The 19,099-nt window shown below is 59.9% G+C and carries 20 protein-coding genes and 1 tRNA gene; 11 read left to right on the top strand and 10 right to left on the bottom strand.

Features of this window, described 5'->3' with window-relative positions:
• Positions 1-41: 41 nt before the first annotated feature.
• Positions 42-317 (bottom strand): hypothetical protein, encoded by a 276-nt coding sequence (locus AAIH70_RS10015; RefSeq protein ID WP_132272099.1) that lies wholly within the window; start codon positions 315-317, stop codon positions 42-44.
• A 250-nt stretch (positions 318-567) separates the two neighbouring features.
• On the opposite strand from AAIH70_RS10015, the gene AAIH70_RS10010 reads away from it, so the two are divergent.
• The 5 genes from AAIH70_RS10010 to AAIH70_RS09990 are packed head-to-tail and all read left to right on the top strand — an operon-like array spanning position 568 to position 5,682.
• On the top strand, positions 568-1,440 hold the full coding sequence (locus tag AAIH70_RS10010) for a metallophosphoesterase family protein (protein ID WP_132272098.1): 873 nt from the start codon (positions 568-570) through the stop codon (positions 1,438-1,440).
• Positions 1,437-2,600, top strand: a complete 1,164-nt coding sequence (locus tag AAIH70_RS10005; RefSeq protein ID WP_430033953.1) for an ABC transporter ATP-binding protein — start codon at positions 1,437-1,439, stop codon at positions 2,598-2,600. Before AAIH70_RS10010 ends, AAIH70_RS10005 begins: the two co-directional genes overlap by 4 nt.
• Positions 2,593-3,525 (top strand): carbohydrate ABC transporter permease, encoded by a 933-nt coding sequence (locus tag AAIH70_RS10000; RefSeq protein ID WP_132272096.1) that lies wholly within the window; start codon positions 2,593-2,595, stop codon positions 3,523-3,525. Before AAIH70_RS10005 ends, AAIH70_RS10000 begins: the two co-directional genes overlap by 8 nt.
• A complete protein-coding gene (locus tag AAIH70_RS09995; RefSeq protein ID WP_132272095.1) occupies positions 3,525-4,358 on the top strand; it encodes a carbohydrate ABC transporter permease in 834 nt (277 codons plus the stop codon). Before AAIH70_RS10000 ends, AAIH70_RS09995 begins: the two co-directional genes overlap by 1 nt.
• 55 nt (positions 4,359-4,413) lie before the next feature.
• Positions 4,414-5,682 (top strand): ABC transporter substrate-binding protein, encoded by a 1,269-nt coding sequence (locus tag AAIH70_RS09990; RefSeq protein ID WP_132272094.1) that lies wholly within the window; start codon positions 4,414-4,416, stop codon positions 5,680-5,682.
• Positions 5,683-5,744: 62 nt separating this feature from the next.
• Here the strand turns inward: AAIH70_RS09990 and AAIH70_RS09985 are convergent, their stop codons facing one another.
• From AAIH70_RS09985 to AAIH70_RS09975, 3 genes are all read right to left on the bottom strand, one after another.
• A complete protein-coding gene (locus tag AAIH70_RS09985) occupies positions 5,745-6,722 on the bottom strand; it encodes a substrate-binding domain-containing protein (RefSeq protein ID WP_132272093.1) in 978 nt (325 codons plus the stop codon).
• 81 nt (positions 6,723-6,803) lie between these two features.
• Complete coding sequence (locus tag AAIH70_RS09980) at positions 6,804-7,013, bottom strand: hypothetical protein (protein ID WP_132272092.1); 210 nt, start codon at positions 7,011-7,013, stop codon at positions 6,804-6,806.
• Between the two features lie 284 nt (positions 7,014-7,297).
• Positions 7,298-8,050, bottom strand: a complete 753-nt coding sequence (locus AAIH70_RS09975) for an SIMPL domain-containing protein (protein ID WP_165931933.1) — start codon at positions 8,048-8,050, stop codon at positions 7,298-7,300.
• A gap of 191 nt (positions 8,051-8,241) precedes the next feature.
• Between AAIH70_RS09975 and AAIH70_RS09970 the strand changes: the two genes are divergently transcribed.
• Positions 8,242-8,317 (top strand) — tRNA-Ile (locus tag AAIH70_RS09970).
• Between the two features lie 111 nt (positions 8,318-8,428).
• Here AAIH70_RS09970 and AAIH70_RS09965 read toward each other — a convergent pair.
• Positions 8,429-8,803, bottom strand: a complete 375-nt coding sequence (locus AAIH70_RS09965) for a hypothetical protein (RefSeq protein ID WP_430033950.1) — start codon at positions 8,801-8,803, stop codon at positions 8,429-8,431.
• Positions 8,804-8,919: 116 nt separating this feature from the next.
• On the bottom strand, positions 8,920-9,342 hold the full coding sequence (locus tag AAIH70_RS09960) for a secondary thiamine-phosphate synthase enzyme YjbQ (protein ID WP_132272090.1): 423 nt from the start codon (positions 9,340-9,342) through the stop codon (positions 8,920-8,922).
• 198 nt (positions 9,343-9,540) lie between these two features.
• Here AAIH70_RS09960 and AAIH70_RS09955 point away from each other — a divergent pair, with 198 nt between their 5' ends.
• The gene (locus AAIH70_RS09955; RefSeq protein ID WP_430034204.1) at positions 9,541-10,383 is read left to right on the top strand and encodes a polysaccharide deacetylase family protein; all 843 of its coding nucleotides are present in this window, start codon (positions 9,541-9,543) and stop codon (positions 10,381-10,383) included.
• 9 nt (positions 10,384-10,392) lie between these two features.
• Here the strand turns inward: AAIH70_RS09955 and AAIH70_RS09950 are convergent, their stop codons facing one another.
• A complete protein-coding gene (locus tag AAIH70_RS09950) occupies positions 10,393-11,595 on the bottom strand; it encodes a DUF930 domain-containing protein (protein ID WP_132272088.1) in 1,203 nt (400 codons plus the stop codon).
• Positions 11,596-11,777: 182 nt separating this feature from the next.
• On the opposite strand from AAIH70_RS09950, the gene AAIH70_RS09945 reads away from it, so the two are divergent.
• From AAIH70_RS09945 to AAIH70_RS09930, 4 genes are read left to right on the top strand one after another with little or no spacing between them, the layout of a single operon-like run.
• Positions 11,778-12,341 carry a TetR/AcrR family transcriptional regulator gene (locus AAIH70_RS09945; protein WP_132272087.1) on the top strand — a complete coding sequence of 188 codons (564 nt, stop codon included), beginning with the start codon at positions 11,778-11,780 and terminating at the stop codon, positions 12,339-12,341.
• Positions 12,338-12,682 (top strand): DMT family transporter, encoded by a 345-nt coding sequence (locus tag AAIH70_RS09940; RefSeq protein WP_132272086.1) that lies wholly within the window; start codon positions 12,338-12,340, stop codon positions 12,680-12,682. The genes AAIH70_RS09945 and AAIH70_RS09940 overlap by 4 nt, the downstream gene beginning before the upstream one ends.
• Positions 12,679-12,999, top strand: a complete 321-nt coding sequence (locus tag AAIH70_RS09935) for a type II toxin-antitoxin system Phd/YefM family antitoxin (RefSeq protein ID WP_430033947.1) — start codon at positions 12,679-12,681, stop codon at positions 12,997-12,999. The genes AAIH70_RS09940 and AAIH70_RS09935 overlap by 4 nt, the downstream gene beginning before the upstream one ends.
• Positions 12,924-13,421 carry a type II toxin-antitoxin system VapC family toxin gene (locus AAIH70_RS09930; RefSeq protein WP_430033945.1) on the top strand — a complete coding sequence of 166 codons (498 nt, stop codon included), beginning with the start codon at positions 12,924-12,926 and terminating at the stop codon, positions 13,419-13,421. Before AAIH70_RS09935 ends, AAIH70_RS09930 begins: the two co-directional genes overlap by 76 nt.
• 79 nt (positions 13,422-13,500) lie before the next feature.
• On the opposite strand, the gene rpoD is transcribed toward AAIH70_RS09930, so the two are convergent.
• The 3 genes from rpoD to AAIH70_RS09915 form a co-directional block, all read right to left on the bottom strand.
• On the bottom strand, positions 13,501-15,549 hold the full coding sequence (gene rpoD / locus AAIH70_RS09925; protein ID WP_132272084.1) for an RNA polymerase sigma factor RpoD: 2,049 nt from the start codon (positions 15,547-15,549) through the stop codon (positions 13,501-13,503).
• Positions 15,550-15,972: 423 nt separating this feature from the next.
• Positions 15,973-17,979: a DNA primase gene (gene dnaG / locus AAIH70_RS09920; RefSeq protein WP_132272083.1), complete on the bottom strand. Its 2,007-nt coding sequence runs from the start codon at positions 17,977-17,979 to the stop codon at positions 15,973-15,975.
• 436 nt (positions 17,980-18,415) lie between these two features.
• Entirely contained in the window at positions 18,416-18,868 is a 453-nt protein-coding gene (locus AAIH70_RS09915; RefSeq protein WP_132272082.1) for a GatB/YqeY domain-containing protein, read from the bottom strand.
• Positions 18,869-19,099: the final 231 nt, after the last annotated feature.

Raw genomic sequence — 19,099 nt, 5'->3', positions numbered from 1 at the left:
CATCCGGGTTCGGCAATGGGGAATTGAGCGCAGATCGCGGTTCAGCAGAGGTCCCAGATCGGGCCTTTGACCACGTGCTTGGGCACGTCGCGAGCCGTCTCGCGCGGCTTCGGCATATGGATATCGCCGGCACCGATCATCCTGTAGAACTGGTCGACGCGACGGCGCTGCAGGCTCTCGAGCTCGCTGACACGATAATGGTCGGCCGCAGAGATCAGAAACGTCGCAAATTCCGGCGTGCCGATCCCGTCCGCCTTGCGCATCAGCGCGATCAGCGGGTCATGGACGGCCTGGCATAGCGTAAGATCTCTGGACATCAGGGCAACTCCTATGGCCCGGCCTATACACATGTCATGCGACAGCTTTGTTGCAGTTTCCACATTTTTTCCGAGATGCCCGGATTGCCGGCGAAAACCGCACAAACGCGGTCGTATGACGGTTCCATGACGAAAATGGAAGGAAACTGGAAACCCCTGTAATTTGACTGACAAGCAAGCTCGTTAAGACGCCCCTCAACAGATGCGTGGCGCCATGAAGGCCGCCCGCCGGAATGTTGGAGTTTGCCCTATGAAAGTCATCCAGATCACCGATACGCACTTGAGCCCCATGAAGCCGCATTTCAACGGCAATTGGGCGCCTCTGCTGCAGTGGATCGAGGCGGAAGAGCCGGACCTGATCATCCATACGGGCGACCTTTCCGTCGATGGCGCGGACCACGCCAACGACCTCTCCTTCTCCATGGACCTGATGCGCGAAACCTCGGTTCCGATGCTGATCCTGCCCGGCAATCATGATGTCGGCCACCTGCCCGGCTCGCCGCAGCCCGTCAATGCCGAGCGTCTGAACCGCTGGCGCGACATGGTCGGCCGCGACTACTGGTTCCACGATGCCGACACCGACAATGGCAACTGGCGTTTCATCGGCCTCAATGCCCTCCTGTTCGGCCAGGGCGATGACGCCGACGGTGCGGAAGAAGAAGCCCAGTTCGTCTGGCTGAAGGAAGTGCTGGAAAGCCGTGGCGACCGCCGCGTTGCGATGTTCTCCCACAAGCCGCTATTCGTCGATGAACCGCAGGAAGGTGATACCGGCTACTGGGGCCTGCGCCCTGCCCAGCGCGGCCGCATGTATGACCTGATCGCAGCCCACGACGTTGCCCTCTTCGCCAGCGGCCACCTGCACTGGGCATGGGAAGGCAAGTTCGAAGACACCGCCATCGTCTGGGGTCCGGCCGCCGCCTTCATCATTGATACACTGGAGCGCGAAATGCCGGGCGAACGCCTGATCGGTGCCGTCGTCCACGAATTCGGCGCAACAGTCACCAGCACCATCGTCGCTGTTCCGGGCATGGTCGCGCATGTCATCGATGACGTGATCGAGGAGGTCTATCCGCAGAGCGCAAAGAAGGCCGCGACCCAGGAAACGAACGAGGCCGCCGAATGAGCGCGCTTTCCATCAAGAACGTCACCAAGTCCTTTGGTGAGAACCACATTCTGAAGGGCATCAGCCTGGAGGCGGAAGCCGGCGAGTTCATCGCGCTGGTCGGTCCCTCGGGCTGCGGCAAGAGCACGCTGCTGCGCATCGTCGCCGGTCTTGAAGGCGCCGACAGCGGTGAGATCGTTGCCGGCGGCCGCGACCTGACGCGCCTGGTCGCGGCCGAACGCAACGTCGCCATGGTGTTTCAGTCCTACGCTCTTTATCCGCATCTGACCGCCGGTCAGAACATCGCCGTGCCGCTCGCCATGCGCAACCTGACCTCAATGCAGCGCCTGCCGGTCATCGGCTCGATGCTGCCGGGCCAGCGGGAAATCCGCAAGGATATCATGCGCCAGGTCACCGACATGGCCCGTTCGCTGAAGATAGATCACCTGGTCGACCGCAAACCCGGCCAGATGTCCGGCGGCCAGCGTCAGCGCGTCGCCTTGGCGCGGGCAATGGTGCGCCAGCCCGGCCTGTTCTTGATGGACGAGCCGCTTTCCAACCTGGACGCCAACCTGCGCGTCCATGCCCGCGGCGAAATCGTCGATCTGCACCGCCGCGCCGGCGTACCGACGCTTTACGTTACCCACGATCAGGCGGAAGCCCTGTCGATGGCTGACCGCGTCGCTGTGATGATGTCCGGCAGCCTGCTGCAGCTCGCAGCGCCGGAAGTCATCTATGACGATCCGGCCCATATCGAAGTGGCAAAGTTTGTCGGCCAGCCGCGCATCAACACCATTGCCAGCCGCGTCGATGCCGATGGCGCCGTCACGCTCGGCACATGGCGTCTGCAGCCGCATGAAACGCTGGCGCCCGGTTCCGATATCACCGTCGCAATCCGCTCGGAATTCCTGTCGATCGCCGACATGGGAACGCCCGGCCTGCCGGCCCATATCGAGCGCCTCGAGTTCCTCGGTTCGGAAGTGATCGTCTACACCAAGCTCGACGCCATCGGCGAAAGCATGGTCGTGAAACTCGCGCCTTCGGAAGCCAAGGGCCTTGTCGCCGGCAAGCCGGTGACGATCGTGCCGCAGGGCGAACGCCTGATGGTATTCGGTGCCGATGGCGCCCGTCTGCGCGCCGATCTCAACTTCACCACCCTGCTGGAGCGGGCGCATGGCTGACATGACCGCCATCTCCCTGCCCGTGGAAAAATCACGGCCCATCGTCAACGTCAGCGAACGTCACGAAGCCCGCGTTGCCTGGATGCTGGCGGCGCCTGCGATGATCCTCATCATCCTGTTCATCGTCGCGCCGGTTATCGCCGTCATCACGCTCGGCTTTACCGATTTCGAACTCGGTTACAGCACCTTCAAGTTTGTCGGCTTTGAAAACTACGCCGAACTTTTTGGTGACCGCACGTTCCGCCAGTCGCTTTGGAACACGGCCATCTACACGGCCATCGTCGCCCCGGCCTCGATCCTGCTTGGCCTCGGCGTGGCCTTGCTGATCGAAAGCGAAACGGTCGGCCGTTCCTTCTTCCGCACGGCATACTTCCTGCCGGTCGCCTCGCTGCTGGTCGCCATGGCCACCGTCTGGCAATACCTGCTGCATCCCACCATCGGCCCGGTCAACAACCTGCTCAACCTGATCGGCCTGCCCGGCCCCAACTGGCTCGGCTCCGCCGGCACGGTTCTCTACAGCCTGTCGATGATCGGCGTGTGGCAGACGGTCGGTTTCAACATGATCCTGTTCCTCGCTGGCCTGACCGCCATCCCGCGCGACTTGTATTCCGCCGCCGAAATCGATGGCGCAAAGTCCTCCATCGACCGGTTTTTCCTCGTCACCCTGCCCATGCTCGGCCCCACCACCGTCTTCGTCACCACGATCAGCGTCATCAACGCGGTCAAGGTTTTCGAGACGGTCAAGACACTCACCGAAGGCGGCCCCAACAAGGCCTCCGAAGTCCTGCTCTTCACCATCTATCAGGAGGGCTTTGTCTACCTGCGCGTCGGTTACGCCTCGGCCATGACCGTGGTTTTCCTCGCCGTGCTGGTGGTGATGATGTTCGCGCAATATCGCCTCGTCGACCGGAAGGTACATTACTGATGACCCAGACCTTTACTCTCGGCCGGGCCATCCGCCTCACCCTCCTGTCGCTCGGCGCGCTCATTTTCCTCGCGCCCTACATCTTCATGATCTCCACCGCCGGCAAGGGCCAGAGCGAGATCTTCACCTCGTCGCTGTCGCTCATCCCGACGCAGTTCTTTTACCTGGAAAATTTTGCCAAGGCATTTGGCCGCGTGTCGATGGGCACGCTGCTGTGGAACGGTGTCGTCGTCTGCGGCCTGATCTTCGTCTTTCAGGTCGTGATCGCCATCCCTTGCGCCTATGCCATGGCCAAGCTGAAATTCGGCGCTGCCCGCTTGCTGATGGCGCTGGTCATGCTCGGCCTGCTGGTGCCGATCCACGCCACCTCGCTGCCGCTCTACGTCGCCTTCGACAGCGCCGCCCTGCTCAACAGCTACACGGCTCTCGTCGCACCATTCTCGATCTCTGTCTTCGCGATCTTCCTGTTCCTGCAGTTCTTTCGCGCCATGCCGGACGATCTCATCCATGCCGCCCGTCTGGACGGCATGTCGGAACTCGGCATCGTGATGCGCGTCATCGTGCCCAATGCTTGGCCGGCCATCACCGCCTTTGCGATCTTTTCCGTGGTTGCCCACTGGAACGACCTCTACTGGCCTCTGATCGTCGTCTCCAATCAGGCTTACGCCACACCGCCACTCGGCCTTCTGTTCTTCCGGGCAGCCGAAGCCGGCGACGACTACGGCGCGCTGATGGCCGCCACCTTGATCATCACCCTTCCCCTCGTTGCGGCCTTCCTTCTGGCTCAGAAACGCTTCGTCGAGGGCATCACCATGACCGGTCTGAAGGGATAGCCCGAACAACCGGTCGCCTCACCTCCCCCGCTTTATCCTCCCACGGAGAAATGCAATGAAGCATTTTGCAAAACTTCTCTCGGCCGCCGCCATCACCATGGCAGCCGCTTTCCCGGCACACGCCGAAACCACGCTGACGGTTCACTACCCGATGCCCGGATTCTTCAAGGACGTCATGGACAAGGTGTCCAAGAAGTTCATGGAAGAAAACCCGGACATCAAGATCGAGTTCGCAAACCCGTCGCCGACCTATGAGGAAGGCATCCAGACGATCATGCGCCAGGCAGGCACGTCCGAAATGCCGGACCTGACCTTCATCGGCCTCAACCGTCTGCGCATGGCCGACGAGCGTTCGATCCCGGTCGATCTCGCGCCGTTCATCGCCAAGGACAAGGCCTCGATGGCCGAACAGGGCTTTTCGGACACGATCCTGAAGCTCGCCCAGGTCAACGGCAAGCAGGTCGGTCTCGCTTTCGCAACGTCCAACCCGATCATGTACTACAATGCCGATCTGGTAAAAGCTGCCGGTGGCAATCCTGACCAGCCGCCGAAGACATGGGACGAAGTGATCGCCCTCGGCGCCAAGATCAAGGCGCTCGGCAACGGCGTCGACTCGGTCGATTTCCGTTGGCAGGGTGACGACTGGATGTTCTCGGCGCTGCTGTTCGGCGCTGGCGGCACCATGCTGTCGGAAGACGAAAGCAAGGTCGCTTTCAACGGTCCTGAAGGCCAGAAGGCTTTTGGCGTCCTGTCGCGCCTCGTCAAGGAAGCCGGCATGCCGGTCTTCACCAAGGCTGCCGGTGAGCAGGCCTTCGTTGCCGGCAAGGTCGGCTTTGCCTTCCAGACCACCGGTGCTCTTGCCAACACCATCAAGAACGTTGGCGGCAAGTTCGACCTGCGCACCGCCGAAATCCCGCTTCTCGACCCGGTCAACGGCAAGCTGCCGACCGGCGGCAACGCCGTCGTCATCCTGACCAAGGACGCCGCCAAGCAGGACGCCGCCTGGAAGTTCGCCAAGTTCGCAGCCGGCCCTTACGGCGCATCGGTTGTCGTTCCCGGCACCGGCTACGTTCCGAACAACGAACTGGCCGCCAAGTCGCCGGAATATCTGGGTGATTTCTACGCCAAGAACCCGCTGTTCCAGGCTGGCCTGAAGCAGATGCCGCGCATGGTTCCGTGGTACGCCTTCCCGGGTTCCAACGGCGTGCGCGTCACCCAGACGATCGTCGACAACTCTTCGCGCGTCGTCGACCAGTCGGCCAAGCCGGAAGAAGCTCTGGAAGATGCCGCCAAGGAAGTGAAGCGCCTGCTGCCACGCAGCTAAAACCGGTATCGTGACAAAAAGCCGCCGTGCAGGAGACTGTGCGGCGGTTTTTCTATGAAAGGTCAGATCGCCCGAACCGTTCCGCCCGGTCGCATCGTGAATGGGATATCGAGATGCCGCGCCGGCGCATGATTTTCGGCAATATCCAGCAGCAGCGACGCCGCCGCAGCCCCCATGCTGACATCCGGCATCTCGATCGTCGTCAGCACCGGATCGATCAATCGGCCGATGGCAATGCCATCAAAACCCGCAACCGACACATCACCCGGAACAGAAAGCCCCTCGCGCTTCAATGCGCCAATGACGCCGAGCGCCAAAAGATCGTTTGAAGCGATGATCGCCGTCGGACACTCCGCCCGCAACGCCTCGCTGAGATCCAGCCGGTCGTATTCGATAAATCCGATCTGCAGCGCGGCCTGCACCTCCAGCCCCGCCGCGTGCATGGCCGCCGCGTGACCCTCGTATCGATGCCGCGCTCGGTCGGATGCTGCAAAACTTCCGGACACGAACAGGATCCGGTGATGGCCATGCGCGATCAGATGGCTGGTGATCATCCGGCTTGCGGCAAAATTGTCGGCGGTGACGGCGGCGGCAAAATGCGGCGTCGGCCGATTGTGCATCAGCACTGTCGGCGGCATGTCTGTGACCGGTGGCCGGTAATTCGCCGCATCGCACAGCGTCAGGATCAAGCCCGTCGGCCGCTCGTTGAGAAGCGCCGTGATGGCATTGGCCTCCTGCGCCGGATCGTAATTCGACTGCGCGATCAGCACGCCATGACCTGCCACCAGCATGCGGTTCTGGATGATCGAAACGGACGTGGCAAAGACAGGATTGGTGATGCTGGGAATAAGCAGTCCCACGACAGGCCGTCGCGCTGCCCGGCCCGCCACAACGGTGGAGGTGCGATAACCCAACTCGGCCGCGGCCCGTAAAACCCGTCTTCGGGCAATCTCGCTGACCGCGCCCTTGTCGCTCAATGCACGGCTGGCCGTTGCCACCGAACAGCCGGCGCGTTTCGCGACGTCTTCCAATGTTGCCATGCTCGTCCGCTCCGTCCATCGCCTCAAGGCGCGTGAGGATTATGAAGATTATGCAACAGTTTTACGACAGCACCAAAAGGCTCACTCTTTCGGCATGATCGCATAAAGCCGGAAAAAACGCGCCGCCCGCCGCTTCTCATCGGGATCGCGCATCACGGAATCCCAGGCCATCAGTAGCGCCTCATGCAAGGCCAGGCCGACGAGATGCGCCACGGTACTGCGTTCATCGATGCTGCAAATTTCATCCCGGATCTTTTTCAGTCCGGCCACCACACCTTCGATATCCTGCATGTCAAAGCCCCCGATGTGTTCCCCACAAGCGCGAGATTACATACAATCCAAGGCTGCATTCGGTATAATTAGCTTTAAAGTAAAGCGTTAACGTGAGCATAAGAGAGATGCACCCACCCGCGCAAAGTGGGGATTGGAAATCCAAAAAATCAGCAAAGACAGATGGATAACGGCGCCTTCAAGGAACGCTCACGGTAGATCGTGTGGGTTACGCAGATCTGGGAAAGTCGTCGAAGAGGGTACAGAGCTAACGGGCCGCAGGCTGCGGCCCGTTAGCCGGAAAATCAGTTCTGGTCGATCGAAAGCGTCATCGTCACCGAGATCGAATAGGTGTTCTCGCCGGCGGCGACAGCAACGCCATCGGATTCGGCCTTCATCATCGCCATCCGCGGTGCAGGTGATGGCGGCATGAAACGATCGCCCCCCTCGCTGATATCGACCACCTTGCCAACCTTCACGCCGGCGGCTTCGGCAAGCGTACGGGCTTTCTCCATCGCCTCGGCCACAGCCTTTTTGCGTGCCTCGGTGCGAGCAGCCGACGGGTCATCATTGGTAAAAGTGATCTGGCCGCCCTGATTGACGCCAAGCTTTACCGACTGATCGATAATGCCGCCGAGCGCCTTCAGGTCGCGAATCTTGACGGTGACACCGTTCTGCACCTCGTAACCGATGATTTTTGGCGGATCGACGCGGCCGTTTTTCGGTTCGTTCTGCTGGTATTGCGGATAGATGGAAAAATTGCTGGTCTGCAGATCCTTGTCGGCGATACCCGCCGTTTTCAGCGCCGCCAGAACCTGATTCATGGCGCTGTTATTGTCGGCGAGTGCCTTTTCAGCGGTCTCGGCATTGCGCGCCACGGTGAGGTTGATGATCGCCATATCCGGAGCGATCGAAGCCTCGCCGGTGCCGGAAACACGGATGACCGGCTCGCGCGCTGGCCGCTCCTGCGCAGAAACGGAACTGGTGGCGAACGGCACGACAAACAATGTCGCGGCGGCGAACGCGAGGGAGAGACGGCGGCCTGTCGTTGAGGACATCGGGGCATCAGAAGGGTTGGCAAGTGCGCGCATAAAAACGGTCCTTTCCGGATAAGAAGTCATTGCCTGCAACTCAGTGACGATCGATTGTGAACCTATTGCGGCGATGGCTTGTGACGTGTGCGGAATTAAGTTAGAGCGATTGCCGCGGAAGGCGAACCATTGCGCCACCGCGAGCCGTCCTGACGGCTGGGCCTGTAGCTCAATGGTTAGAGCCGGCGGCTCATAACCGCTTGGTTGGGGGTTCGAGTCCCTCCGGGCCTACCAATTTCCAAAAAAATGCCGCTCTTCGCCAGTCAGGGAGACGGAAACGAAGAGCGGCTGCATTCCATCAACGGGCGACGGAGATGGAATTCTTGAAGACCATCCGGCCGATTGTTATCGGCGCACGACCGGGCAGCCACGCTCATTGGCGAAGACGATCCGGTCACGGCCGCCGCGGTCAAATCCCTCGACCACAACGACACGGCGTGAGGTATCGACAACCCGGGCGCGGCGCAGGCCCATGCGGCTTGCCTTTTCCTCGGCCAGCCACGAATCACAACGATCACGACGCGGAGGCGGGCCACCACGCCAGTCGCGCGGCGGAGGACCATCGCGCCAGTCACGCGGCGGCGGGCCGCGGTCGCGATCATGATACTGAACATAGACACCGTAATCCGGGCCTGCGGCGGCGGCACCCGTCAAGGTCGCGCCAAGCGAAGTCAAGGCGACCATGGCTGCAAGACCAGCCTTCACAAGAACATGGGTCACGTTTCTCTCCAAAAATTGAAAGGATCCGGTTATCCGGAGACGGTCTCAGATTATGAGCCGGGACCTGAACAGGTTCCGAAGGCAACGTTCATCTGGTGTTCAGGATAAAACTTAGGTCATGCCGACAGATGCAGCACCACATCGCGGCGATGCGGACGCTCGCGGTGTTCAAACAGATAAATGCCCTGCCATGTGCCAAGCGCAAGCCGGCCGCCAGAGACCGGGATACCGATCGATATCACCGTCAATGCCGCCTTGATATGGGCCGGCATATCATCCGCTCCCTCTGCCGTGTGGCGCATCCAGCGCATGGTGGGATCGCTGGACGGCGGCGCTATCCGATGGAAAAATTCCTTGAGGTCGTGCTGAACATCGGGATCGGCATTTTCCTGGATGAGCAGCGAGCAGGATGTGTGGCGAACGAAGACCGTCAACAGGCCAACGTCCACTCCACTGCTTGCGACAAAAGCTTCAACGTCACGGGTGAATTCGTAAAGCCCCTGCCCGCGTGTGGAAATGCTGATCGTCGTCTGTGGCATCCGTGCTCGTCTCCTGTTGTGGCTCCCAAATAGGCGAGCGCTGCCATCCGGGAAAGGATGAACGATGATTTGCTGTCGCCAATGTTACACGCTGGAGGAATCGCACAAAACCCGGCCGCAGAAACCTGCCGGCAGATGGCATTTCCAGAAGCGTCGGTGTATGTCGGGTGCCTTAATCTCCGGTTGCTGAACATGATCCTGTCGCCCCTGCGCTTTGCCTCCCTATTCACCCTCGGCCTGCTGACATCGGCGAGCCTTGTTGTCGGCGACGATGGCACAGTTTCGCATACACCGGCAAAACCGCTGCAGATTGCGGTCGCCAAGCCTGCGATTGCCCCGCAAGCGTCTTCGGCACCGCTCAAAGGCCCTTCGCTCGTCGAACCTCAATTGCATGTTGCCCGTTCCGGCGATCCCAAACGGCCGCGCATCGCACTGACTTTTGATGCCTGCATGGGAAAAACGGACGACCGCATCCTATCTGTTCTGGTGTCCGAACGGATACCGGCGACCATGTTCGTCACCGCCCGCTGGCTCAAGACAAACCCTCAGGCGCTGGCGATACTGAAACAACATCCCGACCTGTTCGAGATCGAAAACCACGGTCAGAATCATGTTCCGGCCGTCGATATGCCAGCCTCGATTTACGGCATTGCGGCAGCCGGTTCGAGTGATGCGGTGGATCAGGAAATCGCCGGCGGCGCCGATGCCATACGAGCGGCCGGCCTAACGCAACCACAATGGTTTCGAGGCGCCACCGCCAAATACGACATATCCGCCATCCGTCAGATACGCGGCATGGGCTACAGGATCGCCGGCTACTCGCTGAATGGCGACGGCGGCTCGCTGCTGGGCGCCGCCATGGCTGAGAAGAAGATCGCTGCGGCCAGGGATGGCGATGTGGTGATCGCTCATATCAACCAGCCGACACACGCCGCCGGTGAAGGCGTGGCGCGGGCAATCCTCACCTTGAAGACGCGCGGTGTCGAGTTCGTGCGCCTGCAGGATGTCGATACCAGCGGCGATCATCAATCGACGCGATAGCAGCGCGGCTCAAAACGGTGACGGAAGGCGACGCTTTTTCCATTCGTTTTTTGGAATGGCCGCCCCGACATCATAGGCAAACGAAACAACCTTCATCGCATCCTTGTCGACCTCGCAGCGAAAGCTCACGTCGTACCATTGCGAGCGCGTGCTGAAAGCCGTTTGCACGTCGATAACATTGCCCGTCCTGAGGTGCGGTTTCGGCAAACGGCTTGCGAGATAACGCGGAGCACCGTGTGCCAGCTGCGCACCCAGTTCCGAGTTACAAAGCTCTCCAGCGCGTTCGCCGCGTGACATGGTTCCCAAAGCGATCGTTGCCATCGGATTGTCGGTGACGCTTGTTGAAAAAAGCTTTTTCGCCTTCCGCAATTGAGGCTTGGCGTCGCTGACAGCAGCCTCGGCACCTCCCGAAACCCCACCACCTGCCTTGTCCGTGTCGTTGGGCTTGGCTGGCGCCATATCGGCCTTCACAGCGTCATCAACCACGCTCGCCAGCTTGGGCATTCCCTCCGTCTCGGATGCGGGAAGACCAAGGCCCACATCGGGCAATGCGATATCCTCCGGCACCGGCGGACCGGCAGTTTTTTCCGTCGCCTCTACGTCCGCCTTCTGCTCCGTATCAGGCGGCGACGGAGATGGCTTTTGCTCGGCGAGATCAGGCACACCGCCACTTTTCGTGTCGGACGCGACATCCGCCTCGGCCTGCTCCGATGTCGTATCCTCCGTTGCGGCCTCTTCCTTCGCAGCGGAGCCTTCGACTGATTGTTTCGGCCCTGAATCCTTTTCGCCGAATTGAAAGACCGGTCGAAAATTATCCAGCGGCGGACTGGCTTCCGGCGCCTGTGATGTATCGGCGGCTTCCTGCGGCGGCGCGGGTTGCTCTTCGGCTTTCTGCTGCGGCTCTTCGGCCGCTGGCGGCGGCGGTGGTGGTGGTGGTGGTGGCTCTCCCTGCTCCGCTGGCTTTTCGGGCGGAGGCGCTGCCGCCTTTTCCTGCTCCGGTGCCGGCGGCGTTTCGGCGGGCTTGGGCGCTTCCGCCTCTTGCTCTTCCGGCGGCGGTACGATCTCGACGCTTACCGTCTCCTCGGCTTCCGGTCTGGGCAGATCGAGCGGCAGGCCGACCAGTATGACAAAGGCGATTGCGGCGTGGACGAGGAAGGAGGCGAATATGCCCCAGCCCCACATGCCTTGCCGCTTCTGCTGATTTTCCGTCATGTCACCGATGTAGGATGGAAACCTGGCCCGATCGAGTCCCGGTCTGATCAAAAGCCGATGAGTGTGGCAGTTTTCCAGCAAAGAACGAAAAACGGACGAAGCCGCAATAACTTATACGGATAGGATTTCCAGCAGACACGCGGCAGCTTGATAACAAACCGACCATACGGTATGTTTTCAGAATGTCAAAAGCTCACAGACGCGAAAAACAGCCGGATGCGGTACGCCGCTCCCTTCTCGATCAGGCGGCCCGCCATGCCGCCGAAGACGGTCTCGCCGCGATCACGCTGCAATCCGTCGCCGATGCCGCGCACGTCACCAAGGGTGGCCTGCTGCATCATTTCCCCAACAAGCAGGCTCTGATCGAGGCCGTTTTCGAAGATCTGCTCGGCACGCTCGATGAGGAGATCGATCGCTTGATGGCAGCCGATCCCATCTCCCATGGAAGCTTCACCCGCGCCTATATCGATGCGTTTTTCCAGGTGGCGCGTCAGGGCGACAATGGCCCATGGGCGGCACTTTCCATTTCCTGCATGACCGATACGAAACTGCGCACTCTCTGGTCGAAATGGATGCGGGAACGGCTGGTACGTCATGCGGCAACCGATGACGATCAGAAGCTTGCTCTCGCACGTTACGCCGCCGACGGCATCTGGCTGGCCAATCTGACGGAAATATCCGGTCTCCCGTCGGGCGAGCTCGACAAATTGCATTTTCAACTCAAGACGATGACGGTATCGCCATGAACCCCGCCCTTCTGACCTACGGATCGCTCGCAGTCGCCATAGCACTGGAGGTGGTTGGCACGACATTGCTGCAGCAAAGCCAGCAATTTACCCGCCTTTTGCCGACGCTCGGCATGGCGCTGTGCTACGGCGCCGCCTTCTATCTCCTGTCGATCGCGCTGCGGACAATTCCAGTCGGCATTGCCTATGGCATCTGGAGCGGGCTTGGCATCGTGCTGGTATCTGCCGTCGGTGTTTTTCTGTTCAAACAGACGCTGGATCTTGCAGCCATCATCGGCCTCGGCCTGATCATCGGCGGCGTCGTGGTCGTCAATGTGTTTTCAAACAGCGTTTCGCATTGATTGCGGGAAATCCCGGCTGGGCGTATGATCCGTTGCATGTGAACCCGGAGGGCCCAATGGCAGCCGTCTCTCTTGCAGAAGCCCAGGAAAAACTGGGAGAGTTGATCGACCGCGTCAGCAATGGCGAAACCGTCGAGATCTTGCGCGATGGCGAAACCGTTGCAAGATTGAGCCCGCCTGAGCGCGTAGTTGAACCGGCGCGCAAAAAGGAACCGATAGATTTCGAGCGGCTTGAAGCGCTTTGGAAAGACATGCCGAAGCAAACCGAAGATGCAGGCACCTTCGTGCGCCGAATGCGCGACGAAGATCGCTATTGACGCCCTATCTGGACACCTCCGTCATCGTAGCGCTGCTCACCGGCGAAACATCGGCGGCGAGGATAAGATTGTGGATGACCAACCGCACCTCCTCGACCATCATGATCAGCGATTGGTCGCTGACAGAAGTATCATCCGCCTTGTCACTGAAACAGCGCACAGGACAGATAACGGCGCAGGCAAGCGATGCTGCACGCAAACAGTTTCAAATATTCCTTGAAAGCTCATTCGAGATTCTGCCGGTTTCAGGGCAACACTTTTACAAAGCAGCTCGATATTGCGATCGACATGATCTCGGCCTGCGCGCCGGCGACGCCCTGCATCTGGCAATCGCCGTCGAAGCACATGCTGAACTGATCACCCTCGACAAACGCTTCGCCGCCGCCGCCCAGACATTTGGCGCCCGCTACACACTTCTCTGACCACCCCACGATTAGCCAAAGAAAAACCCGGCAACCTTTCGGCAGCCGGGTCTTTTGATGTTTTCGTTTAGTCAGCAGATCAGCTGTCGAGGAACGAGCGCAGCTTGCGCGAGCGGCTCGGGTGCTTCAGCTTGCGCAGCGCCTTGGCCTCGATCTGACGGATACGTTCGCGGGTAACCGAGAACTGCTGGCCGACTTCTTCGAGCGTATGGTCGGTGTTCATGCCGATGCCGAAACGCATGCGCAGAACGCGTTCTTCGCGCGGTGTCAGCGATGCCAGAACGCGGGTCGTCGTTTCGCGCAGGTTCGCCTGAATGGCGGCGTCGATCGGCAGAAGCGCGTTCTTGTCCTCGATGAAGTCACCCAGATGGCTATCCTCTTCGTCACCCACGGGGGTTTCGAGCGAGATCGGCTCCTTGGCGATCTTCAGGACCTTGCGGACCTTTTCGAGCGGCATGGCCAGCTTTTCGGCCAGCTCTTCCGGGGTCGGTTCGCGGCCGATCTCGTGCAGCATCTGGCGCGAGGTACGAACGATCTTGTTGATCGTTTCGATCATGTGCACCGGAATACGGATCGTGCGGGCCTGGTCGGCGATCGAACGGGTGATCGCCTGACGGATCCACCATGTCGCATAGGTCGAGAACTTGTAACCACGACGGTATTCGAACTTGTCGACCGCCTTCATCAGGCCGATATTGCCTTCCTGAATGAGGTCGAGGAACTGCAGGCCGCGGTTCGTGTACTTCTTGGCGATGGAGATGACGAGACGAAGGTTCGCTTCGACCATTTCCTTCTTGGCGATACGCGCTTCGCGCTCGCCCTTCTGCACCATCGACACGATGCGGCGGAATTCCGAGATCGAGATACCGGTTTCCGTCGCGAGATTCTGGATCTCCTGACGGATGTCACGGATCGTGTTGTTCTCAGCCTTCGCGAATTCCTTCCAGCCACGTGCCACAAGGTTGGCGATCGACTTCATCCAGTGCGGATCAAGCTCGGCACCCTGATACTGTTCCAGGAACGAGTCGCGCTTGACGCCGTAGGATTCGGCCAGACGCAGAAGACGACCTTCGTTCTGCATCAGGCGCTTCGAAATGTCGTAGAGCTGCTCGACAAGGCTGTCGACGCGGTTCTGGTTCAGCGACAGCGACTTGACGGCCGTGATCAGCTGATCCTTGAGTTCCTTGTAACGACGCTCCTGACCGCTCGAAAGCGTACCGGTGCAGGAAAGGCGTGCCTCAACCTGCTGGTCCTGCAGCTTGCGCAGCTTCTTGTAGGTGTCAGCGATGACGTCGAGGGTTTCCATGACCTGCGGGCGCAGTTCGGCTTCCATGGCGGCAAGGGACAGGCTCGACTCGTCGTCGTCCTCTTCCTCTTCTTCGCCCGGCATGTCGCCGCCGACATTGGTCACGTCGTCGTCATTGGCCGGATAACGCGCTTTGCGGGTCTTTTCCTTCTCTTCGGCAGCCTTGCGGTCGGCCTCGATCTTTTCCGGGCTCTGGAACTGCGGAGCAGCCTTGGCTTCGGGACCGGAATAGGTCGTTTCGAGGTCGATGATCTCGCGCAGCAGCGTCGTGCCTTCGTTGAGTTCATCGCGCCAGATGATCAGCGCCTGGAACGTCAACGGGCTCTCACAGAGACCGGAAATCATCGTCTCGCGGCCGGCTTCGATCCGCTTTGCGATGGCGATTTCGCCTTCGCGCGACAGAAGCTCTACCGAACCCATTTCGCGCAAATACATGCGCACCGGATCGTCCGTACGGTCGGTCGGCTCTTTTTTCTTCGCGGTCGCAACGGCAGTGCCGGCGGACGGAGCCAGTTCGCCGCCTTCGCTTTCGGCTTCATCGTCACCGTCGTCGTCCGCTTCCGCCTTCTCTTCGGCTTCCTCGTCCTCGACAACGTTGATGCCCATATCCGAGAGCATCGCCATGACGTCTTCGATCTGCTCGGACGTCACCTCCTCGGAGGGAAGCACCGAGTTGAGTTCGTCCATGGTCACATAGCCCCGCTTTTTCGCGGCCTTGATCATTTTCTTGACCGCGTCATCGGAAAGATCGAGAAGCGGACCATCCGTAGCGCCTTCGCGTTCGGTTTCTGCTTCTTCGTTTTCTTTGACTTTAGTTGCCATTTAATTCGTCGCTTTCCCTGGACGCCATTCCGTCGCGGTTTACGGGTAATGCCTGTTACGGGTGATTTGCCACCCGCCACCGCGAATCGCAATCACTCACCTAACCGACTGACCTTTAATTCGTGCTTAACCACGCCGTCGGCGTTCGCCAAAAAGGATCGAGTTGCCATCGGAGCCCCGCTTATGGTTCCTTGGCCTGTCCGATCCATCAACCTAATTCTGCCTGAGACGGTGATTCCCACAAATTTCCTTCCCGTCAAGCTCTTACAGGTAAATACCCACTGAAATCGGGCCTAAACCATAAAAAGTTGAGAGCGTTGGGTACGCGGGCTCAAGTCCCCCATCACTACGTCCGGCTGATATGTAGGCAGGCGATCATTAAAGACAAGCCTCCCCACCACACAAAACAACCAGCGCTTTTATTCACCCGTGGCCGACAGCCGCACCTTTGATACGACCTGACATGACACCAAAACCGTCGATGATGGCTTCCTGGTTCTCAAGGCGCAGAATTTCGTTGTGAACTTCCGACAATGCCCGCAGGAGCGCGTCACCACGTTCCGGCTCGTCACCGGGGGTTTCCGCAATCTCGCGCTCCAGCTCGATCTTCTGCCAGCGCAACTCCTTGTTGCGCAGATAAAGGGCCAGCGTCTGCATATAGGCCTGCAGTGCATCCTGCATGTCGGCCTCTTCAGTCGCCGTCCACAGGCGCGCATTGCGCACCTGCACGGTCATCGATTTCAGAAGATCGGCAAAACCGTTCTCTTCCAGCTGTTCACGCACATGCGCCGGCGTCGCCCGCGTACCGGCCTTGGTGATGATAGCAAGCACACAGGCCCAGAAACGCTGCAGGTCGCGGTTTTCGAACTCGACCGTCGAAACATCATCATACTGATCCAGCAAAAGCAGCGGATGATTGACGACGGTCAGCGCCAGAACAACTTCCCGCAAGGCCGGCAATTCCAGATGGCCGCGCACCATACCCGATTTTGCCAGCCGGTCGGAAACAGCCATGCTGCCACGAAACTCGCCGCGCCCCTGCTGCTGGCCGCCGCGAAAATTCTGGCGACCACCACCATTACCGCCCCTGCCCGGCTCGAAACCGCCACGACGTTCCGATCCACGAAACAGGGCGTTCAACTGCTCGCGCATGTGCTGCTGATAATAACGACGCACGTTTTCATCGGCGATCACAGACACGATCTGCTTCAGCTTCGCCTCCAATTCCGCCCGCCGCTCCGGCGTATCGAAAGTGGCGCCCACCGATTCGCGCTGCCAGATCATGGTGGCGAGCGGTTTTGCATCGGCCAGCACGCGGTCGAACGGCGCGCGTCCATCCTGCTTCACCAGATCGTCCGGATCCTTGCCATCCGGCAGCATGGCAAACCGCACCGAGCGGCCCGGTTTGATATGCGGCAGCGCCAGATCGGCGGCGCGGTTGGCGGCACGAATACCGGCCCCGTCACCATCGAAGCAGAGGATCGGCTGCGGCGTCATCCGCCACATCAATTCGAGCTGGCTTTCGGTCAGTGCCGTGCCCAGCGGCGCCACAGCATTTTCGACGCCGACCTGATGCAGCGCGATGACGTCCATATAGCCTTCGACGGCAATCACATCGCCTGGCTCGCCACGTCCCGCCTGACGGCCGGCCATCTGCGCAGACTGGCGCGCACGGGCCTGATTATAAAGCACATTGCCCTTGTGAAAGAGCTCGGTCTCCGGCGAGTTCATGTATTTTGCCGGCGCATCCGGCGCCATGGCGCGGCCACCGAAGGCAATCACCTTTTCCCGCACAGACAGGATCGGGAACATGATGCGATCGCGGAAATAATCGTAGGAAACCGAAATGCCTTCACCGTGGCGCACAAGGCCGCAGGCCTCGATCTGGTCTTTCGGCACGCCCTTGTTGGCGAGATGCTCCTTCAGGGCATTGCGGCTATCGGCGGCAAACCCCAAACGAAACGTCTCGATCGTTTTCGCCGTCAGGCCACGGTCGCGCAGATAGGCACGCGCTTTCGCACCGATCGGCGCATGCAGCTGCTCCTGAAAGAACAGCGTCGCCATTTCCATGACGTCCTGCAGACTGGTGCGCTGCTGTTCGCGCTTCTGCGCCTGCGGGTCCGGTGCCGGCATGGAAATGCCGGCCATGTCGGCCACCTGCTGCACGGCCTCGGGAAAGTTGAGACCTTCAAGCTCGGTCATGAAGCGGAAATGATCGCCGGAAACGCCGCAACCGAAGCAGTGATAACGGCCCTTGCGGTCCTCGCAGTGAAAGCTCGGGCTTTTTTCGCCATGAAACGGGCAGCAGGCCCAATAGTCGCCGCGCGACACATTGGTCTTCTTGCGATCCCACGTCACACGTCGTCCGATCACCGAAGAGATCGGCACGCGGTCACGGATTTCATCGAGAAAGGTATCGGAAAAGCGCATTGTCACCTCGGAGCCAGCTTCCATATAAGCGGCAGCACGGCGGAACGCTATTCTATAGCATGAGTCTGGGCAGACAGTGCCCGCTATTCACAGGCCCGATCTTTATTCCGATAGCCGAAGATCAGGCAAATTTGCGGCAACACCCGCCCGACGAAAATTATCTTTTTGTAATTTGAAAAACATCTCGCACGAGATCAATCTCCATTTCAGGTCAGGAAGCATCAGTGGCTCCGCAAAGCGCTGACGATGCACCGCGCAACCGGGTGCAAACTTCCTTCGCTCTTCGGGTGGACACGTTGTTATCAAGACGACGTTGCCGCCTACCTCGTCGGCGGCCAGTCCGCAGCCGGCCGGCGGGACGCATGAAGAGCAAAAAGGCCGGGATCCATGATCGGATCCCGGCCTTTTTCTTTATTATTCGAAGGCGTCGTCTCGTTTAGCCGAGCTGTGCCTTGATCGTGCCCGACGCCTTGCCGAAATCGATCTGGCCGGCATAACCCTCGCGCAAAGCCGCCATCACCTTGCCCATGTCCTTGATGCCGGCAGCACCGATTTCGGCGATGATGCCGGCGATGATTTCCGAAACCTTCTCGTCGGACAGCTGTTCCGGCATGAAGGTCTTGATGACGGCGATTTCCTCGCGCTCCTGCGTGGCAAGTTCGCCGCGGCCGGCATCGTCGTAGATCTTGGCGGATTCTTCGCGCTGCTTGACCAGCTTCTGCAGGATCTGCAGGATTTCGTCCTCGCTCGTCTCGTCCTTGCCCACGCCGCGATTGGCGATGTCACGATCCTTGATGGCGGCCTGGATCAGACGCACCGTCGAAAGACGACGCGTGTCCTTGGCCTTCATCGCTTCCTTCATGGCAGTGGAAAGCGTTTCGCGGATCATGATCTCACTCCTTAACGGCCGTTTTCGGCCTATTATAATAATGTAACGCGTACATAGACGACACGAACCGCCCATTCAATGAAATGATACAGGAATAAATGGCGGATCGGGCACTGCGGTCAGTTGACCGCAAGGCGCGGCTTCGATATTTTCCCGCACCTAGCACATAATTGAACGAAGGTTTTCGCGCGACCCATTCGCGTGCCTTCTCCTGCGACCACATTGATGGCC

The organism is Neorhizobium sp. BT27B (assembly GCF_050455485.1).
In the GTDB taxonomy this organism is placed as follows: Bacteria; Pseudomonadota; Alphaproteobacteria; order Rhizobiales; family Rhizobiaceae; genus Neorhizobium.
The sequence above is the reverse complement of the archived record's forward strand: the minus strand, read 5'-3'. Positions and strand labels throughout refer to the sequence as shown.

Bases quoted from the DNA above. Each gene is read 5' to 3' on its own strand.
- AAIH70_RS10015 (WP_132272099.1), bottom strand. From the start codon at position 317: ATGTCCAGAGATCTTACGCTATGCCAGGCCGTCCATGACCCGCTGATC.
- AAIH70_RS10010 (WP_132272098.1), top strand. From the start codon at position 568: ATGAAAGTCATCCAGATCACCGATACGCACTTGAGCCCCATGAAGCCG.
- AAIH70_RS10005 (WP_430033953.1), top strand. From the start codon at position 1,437: ATGAGCGCGCTTTCCATCAAGAACGTCACCAAGTCCTTTGGTGAGAAC.
- AAIH70_RS10000 (WP_132272096.1), top strand. From the start codon at position 2,593: ATGGCTGACATGACCGCCATCTCCCTGCCCGTGGAAAAATCACGGCCC.
- AAIH70_RS09995 (WP_132272095.1), top strand. From the start codon at position 3,525: ATGACCCAGACCTTTACTCTCGGCCGGGCCATCCGCCTCACCCTCCTG.
- AAIH70_RS09990 (WP_132272094.1), top strand. From the start codon at position 4,414: ATGAAGCATTTTGCAAAACTTCTCTCGGCCGCCGCCATCACCATGGCA.
- AAIH70_RS09985 (WP_132272093.1), bottom strand. From the start codon at position 6,722: ATGGCAACATTGGAAGACGTCGCGAAACGCGCCGGCTGTTCGGTGGCA.
- AAIH70_RS09980 (WP_132272092.1), bottom strand. From the start codon at position 7,013: ATGCAGGATATCGAAGGTGTGGTGGCCGGACTGAAAAAGATCCGGGAT.
- AAIH70_RS09975 (WP_165931933.1), bottom strand. From the start codon at position 8,050: ATGTCCTCAACGACAGGCCGCCGTCTCTCCCTCGCGTTCGCCGCCGCG.
- AAIH70_RS09960 (WP_132272090.1), bottom strand. From the start codon at position 9,342: ATGCCACAGACGACGATCAGCATTTCCACACGCGGGCAGGGGCTTTAC.
- AAIH70_RS09950 (WP_132272088.1), bottom strand. From the start codon at position 11,595: ATGACGGAAAATCAGCAGAAGCGGCAAGGCATGTGGGGCTGGGGCATA.
- AAIH70_RS09945 (WP_132272087.1), top strand. From the start codon at position 11,778: ATGTCAAAAGCTCACAGACGCGAAAAACAGCCGGATGCGGTACGCCGC.
- AAIH70_RS09940 (WP_132272086.1), top strand. From the start codon at position 12,338: ATGAACCCCGCCCTTCTGACCTACGGATCGCTCGCAGTCGCCATAGCA.
- rpoD (WP_132272084.1), bottom strand. From the start codon at position 15,549: ATGGCAACTAAAGTCAAAGAAAACGAAGAAGCAGAAACCGAACGCGAA.
- dnaG (WP_132272083.1), bottom strand. From the start codon at position 17,979: ATGCGCTTTTCCGATACCTTTCTCGATGAAATCCGTGACCGCGTGCCG.
- AAIH70_RS09915 (WP_132272082.1), bottom strand. From the start codon at position 18,868: ATGATCCGCGAAACGCTTTCCACTGCCATGAAGGAAGCGATGAAGGCC.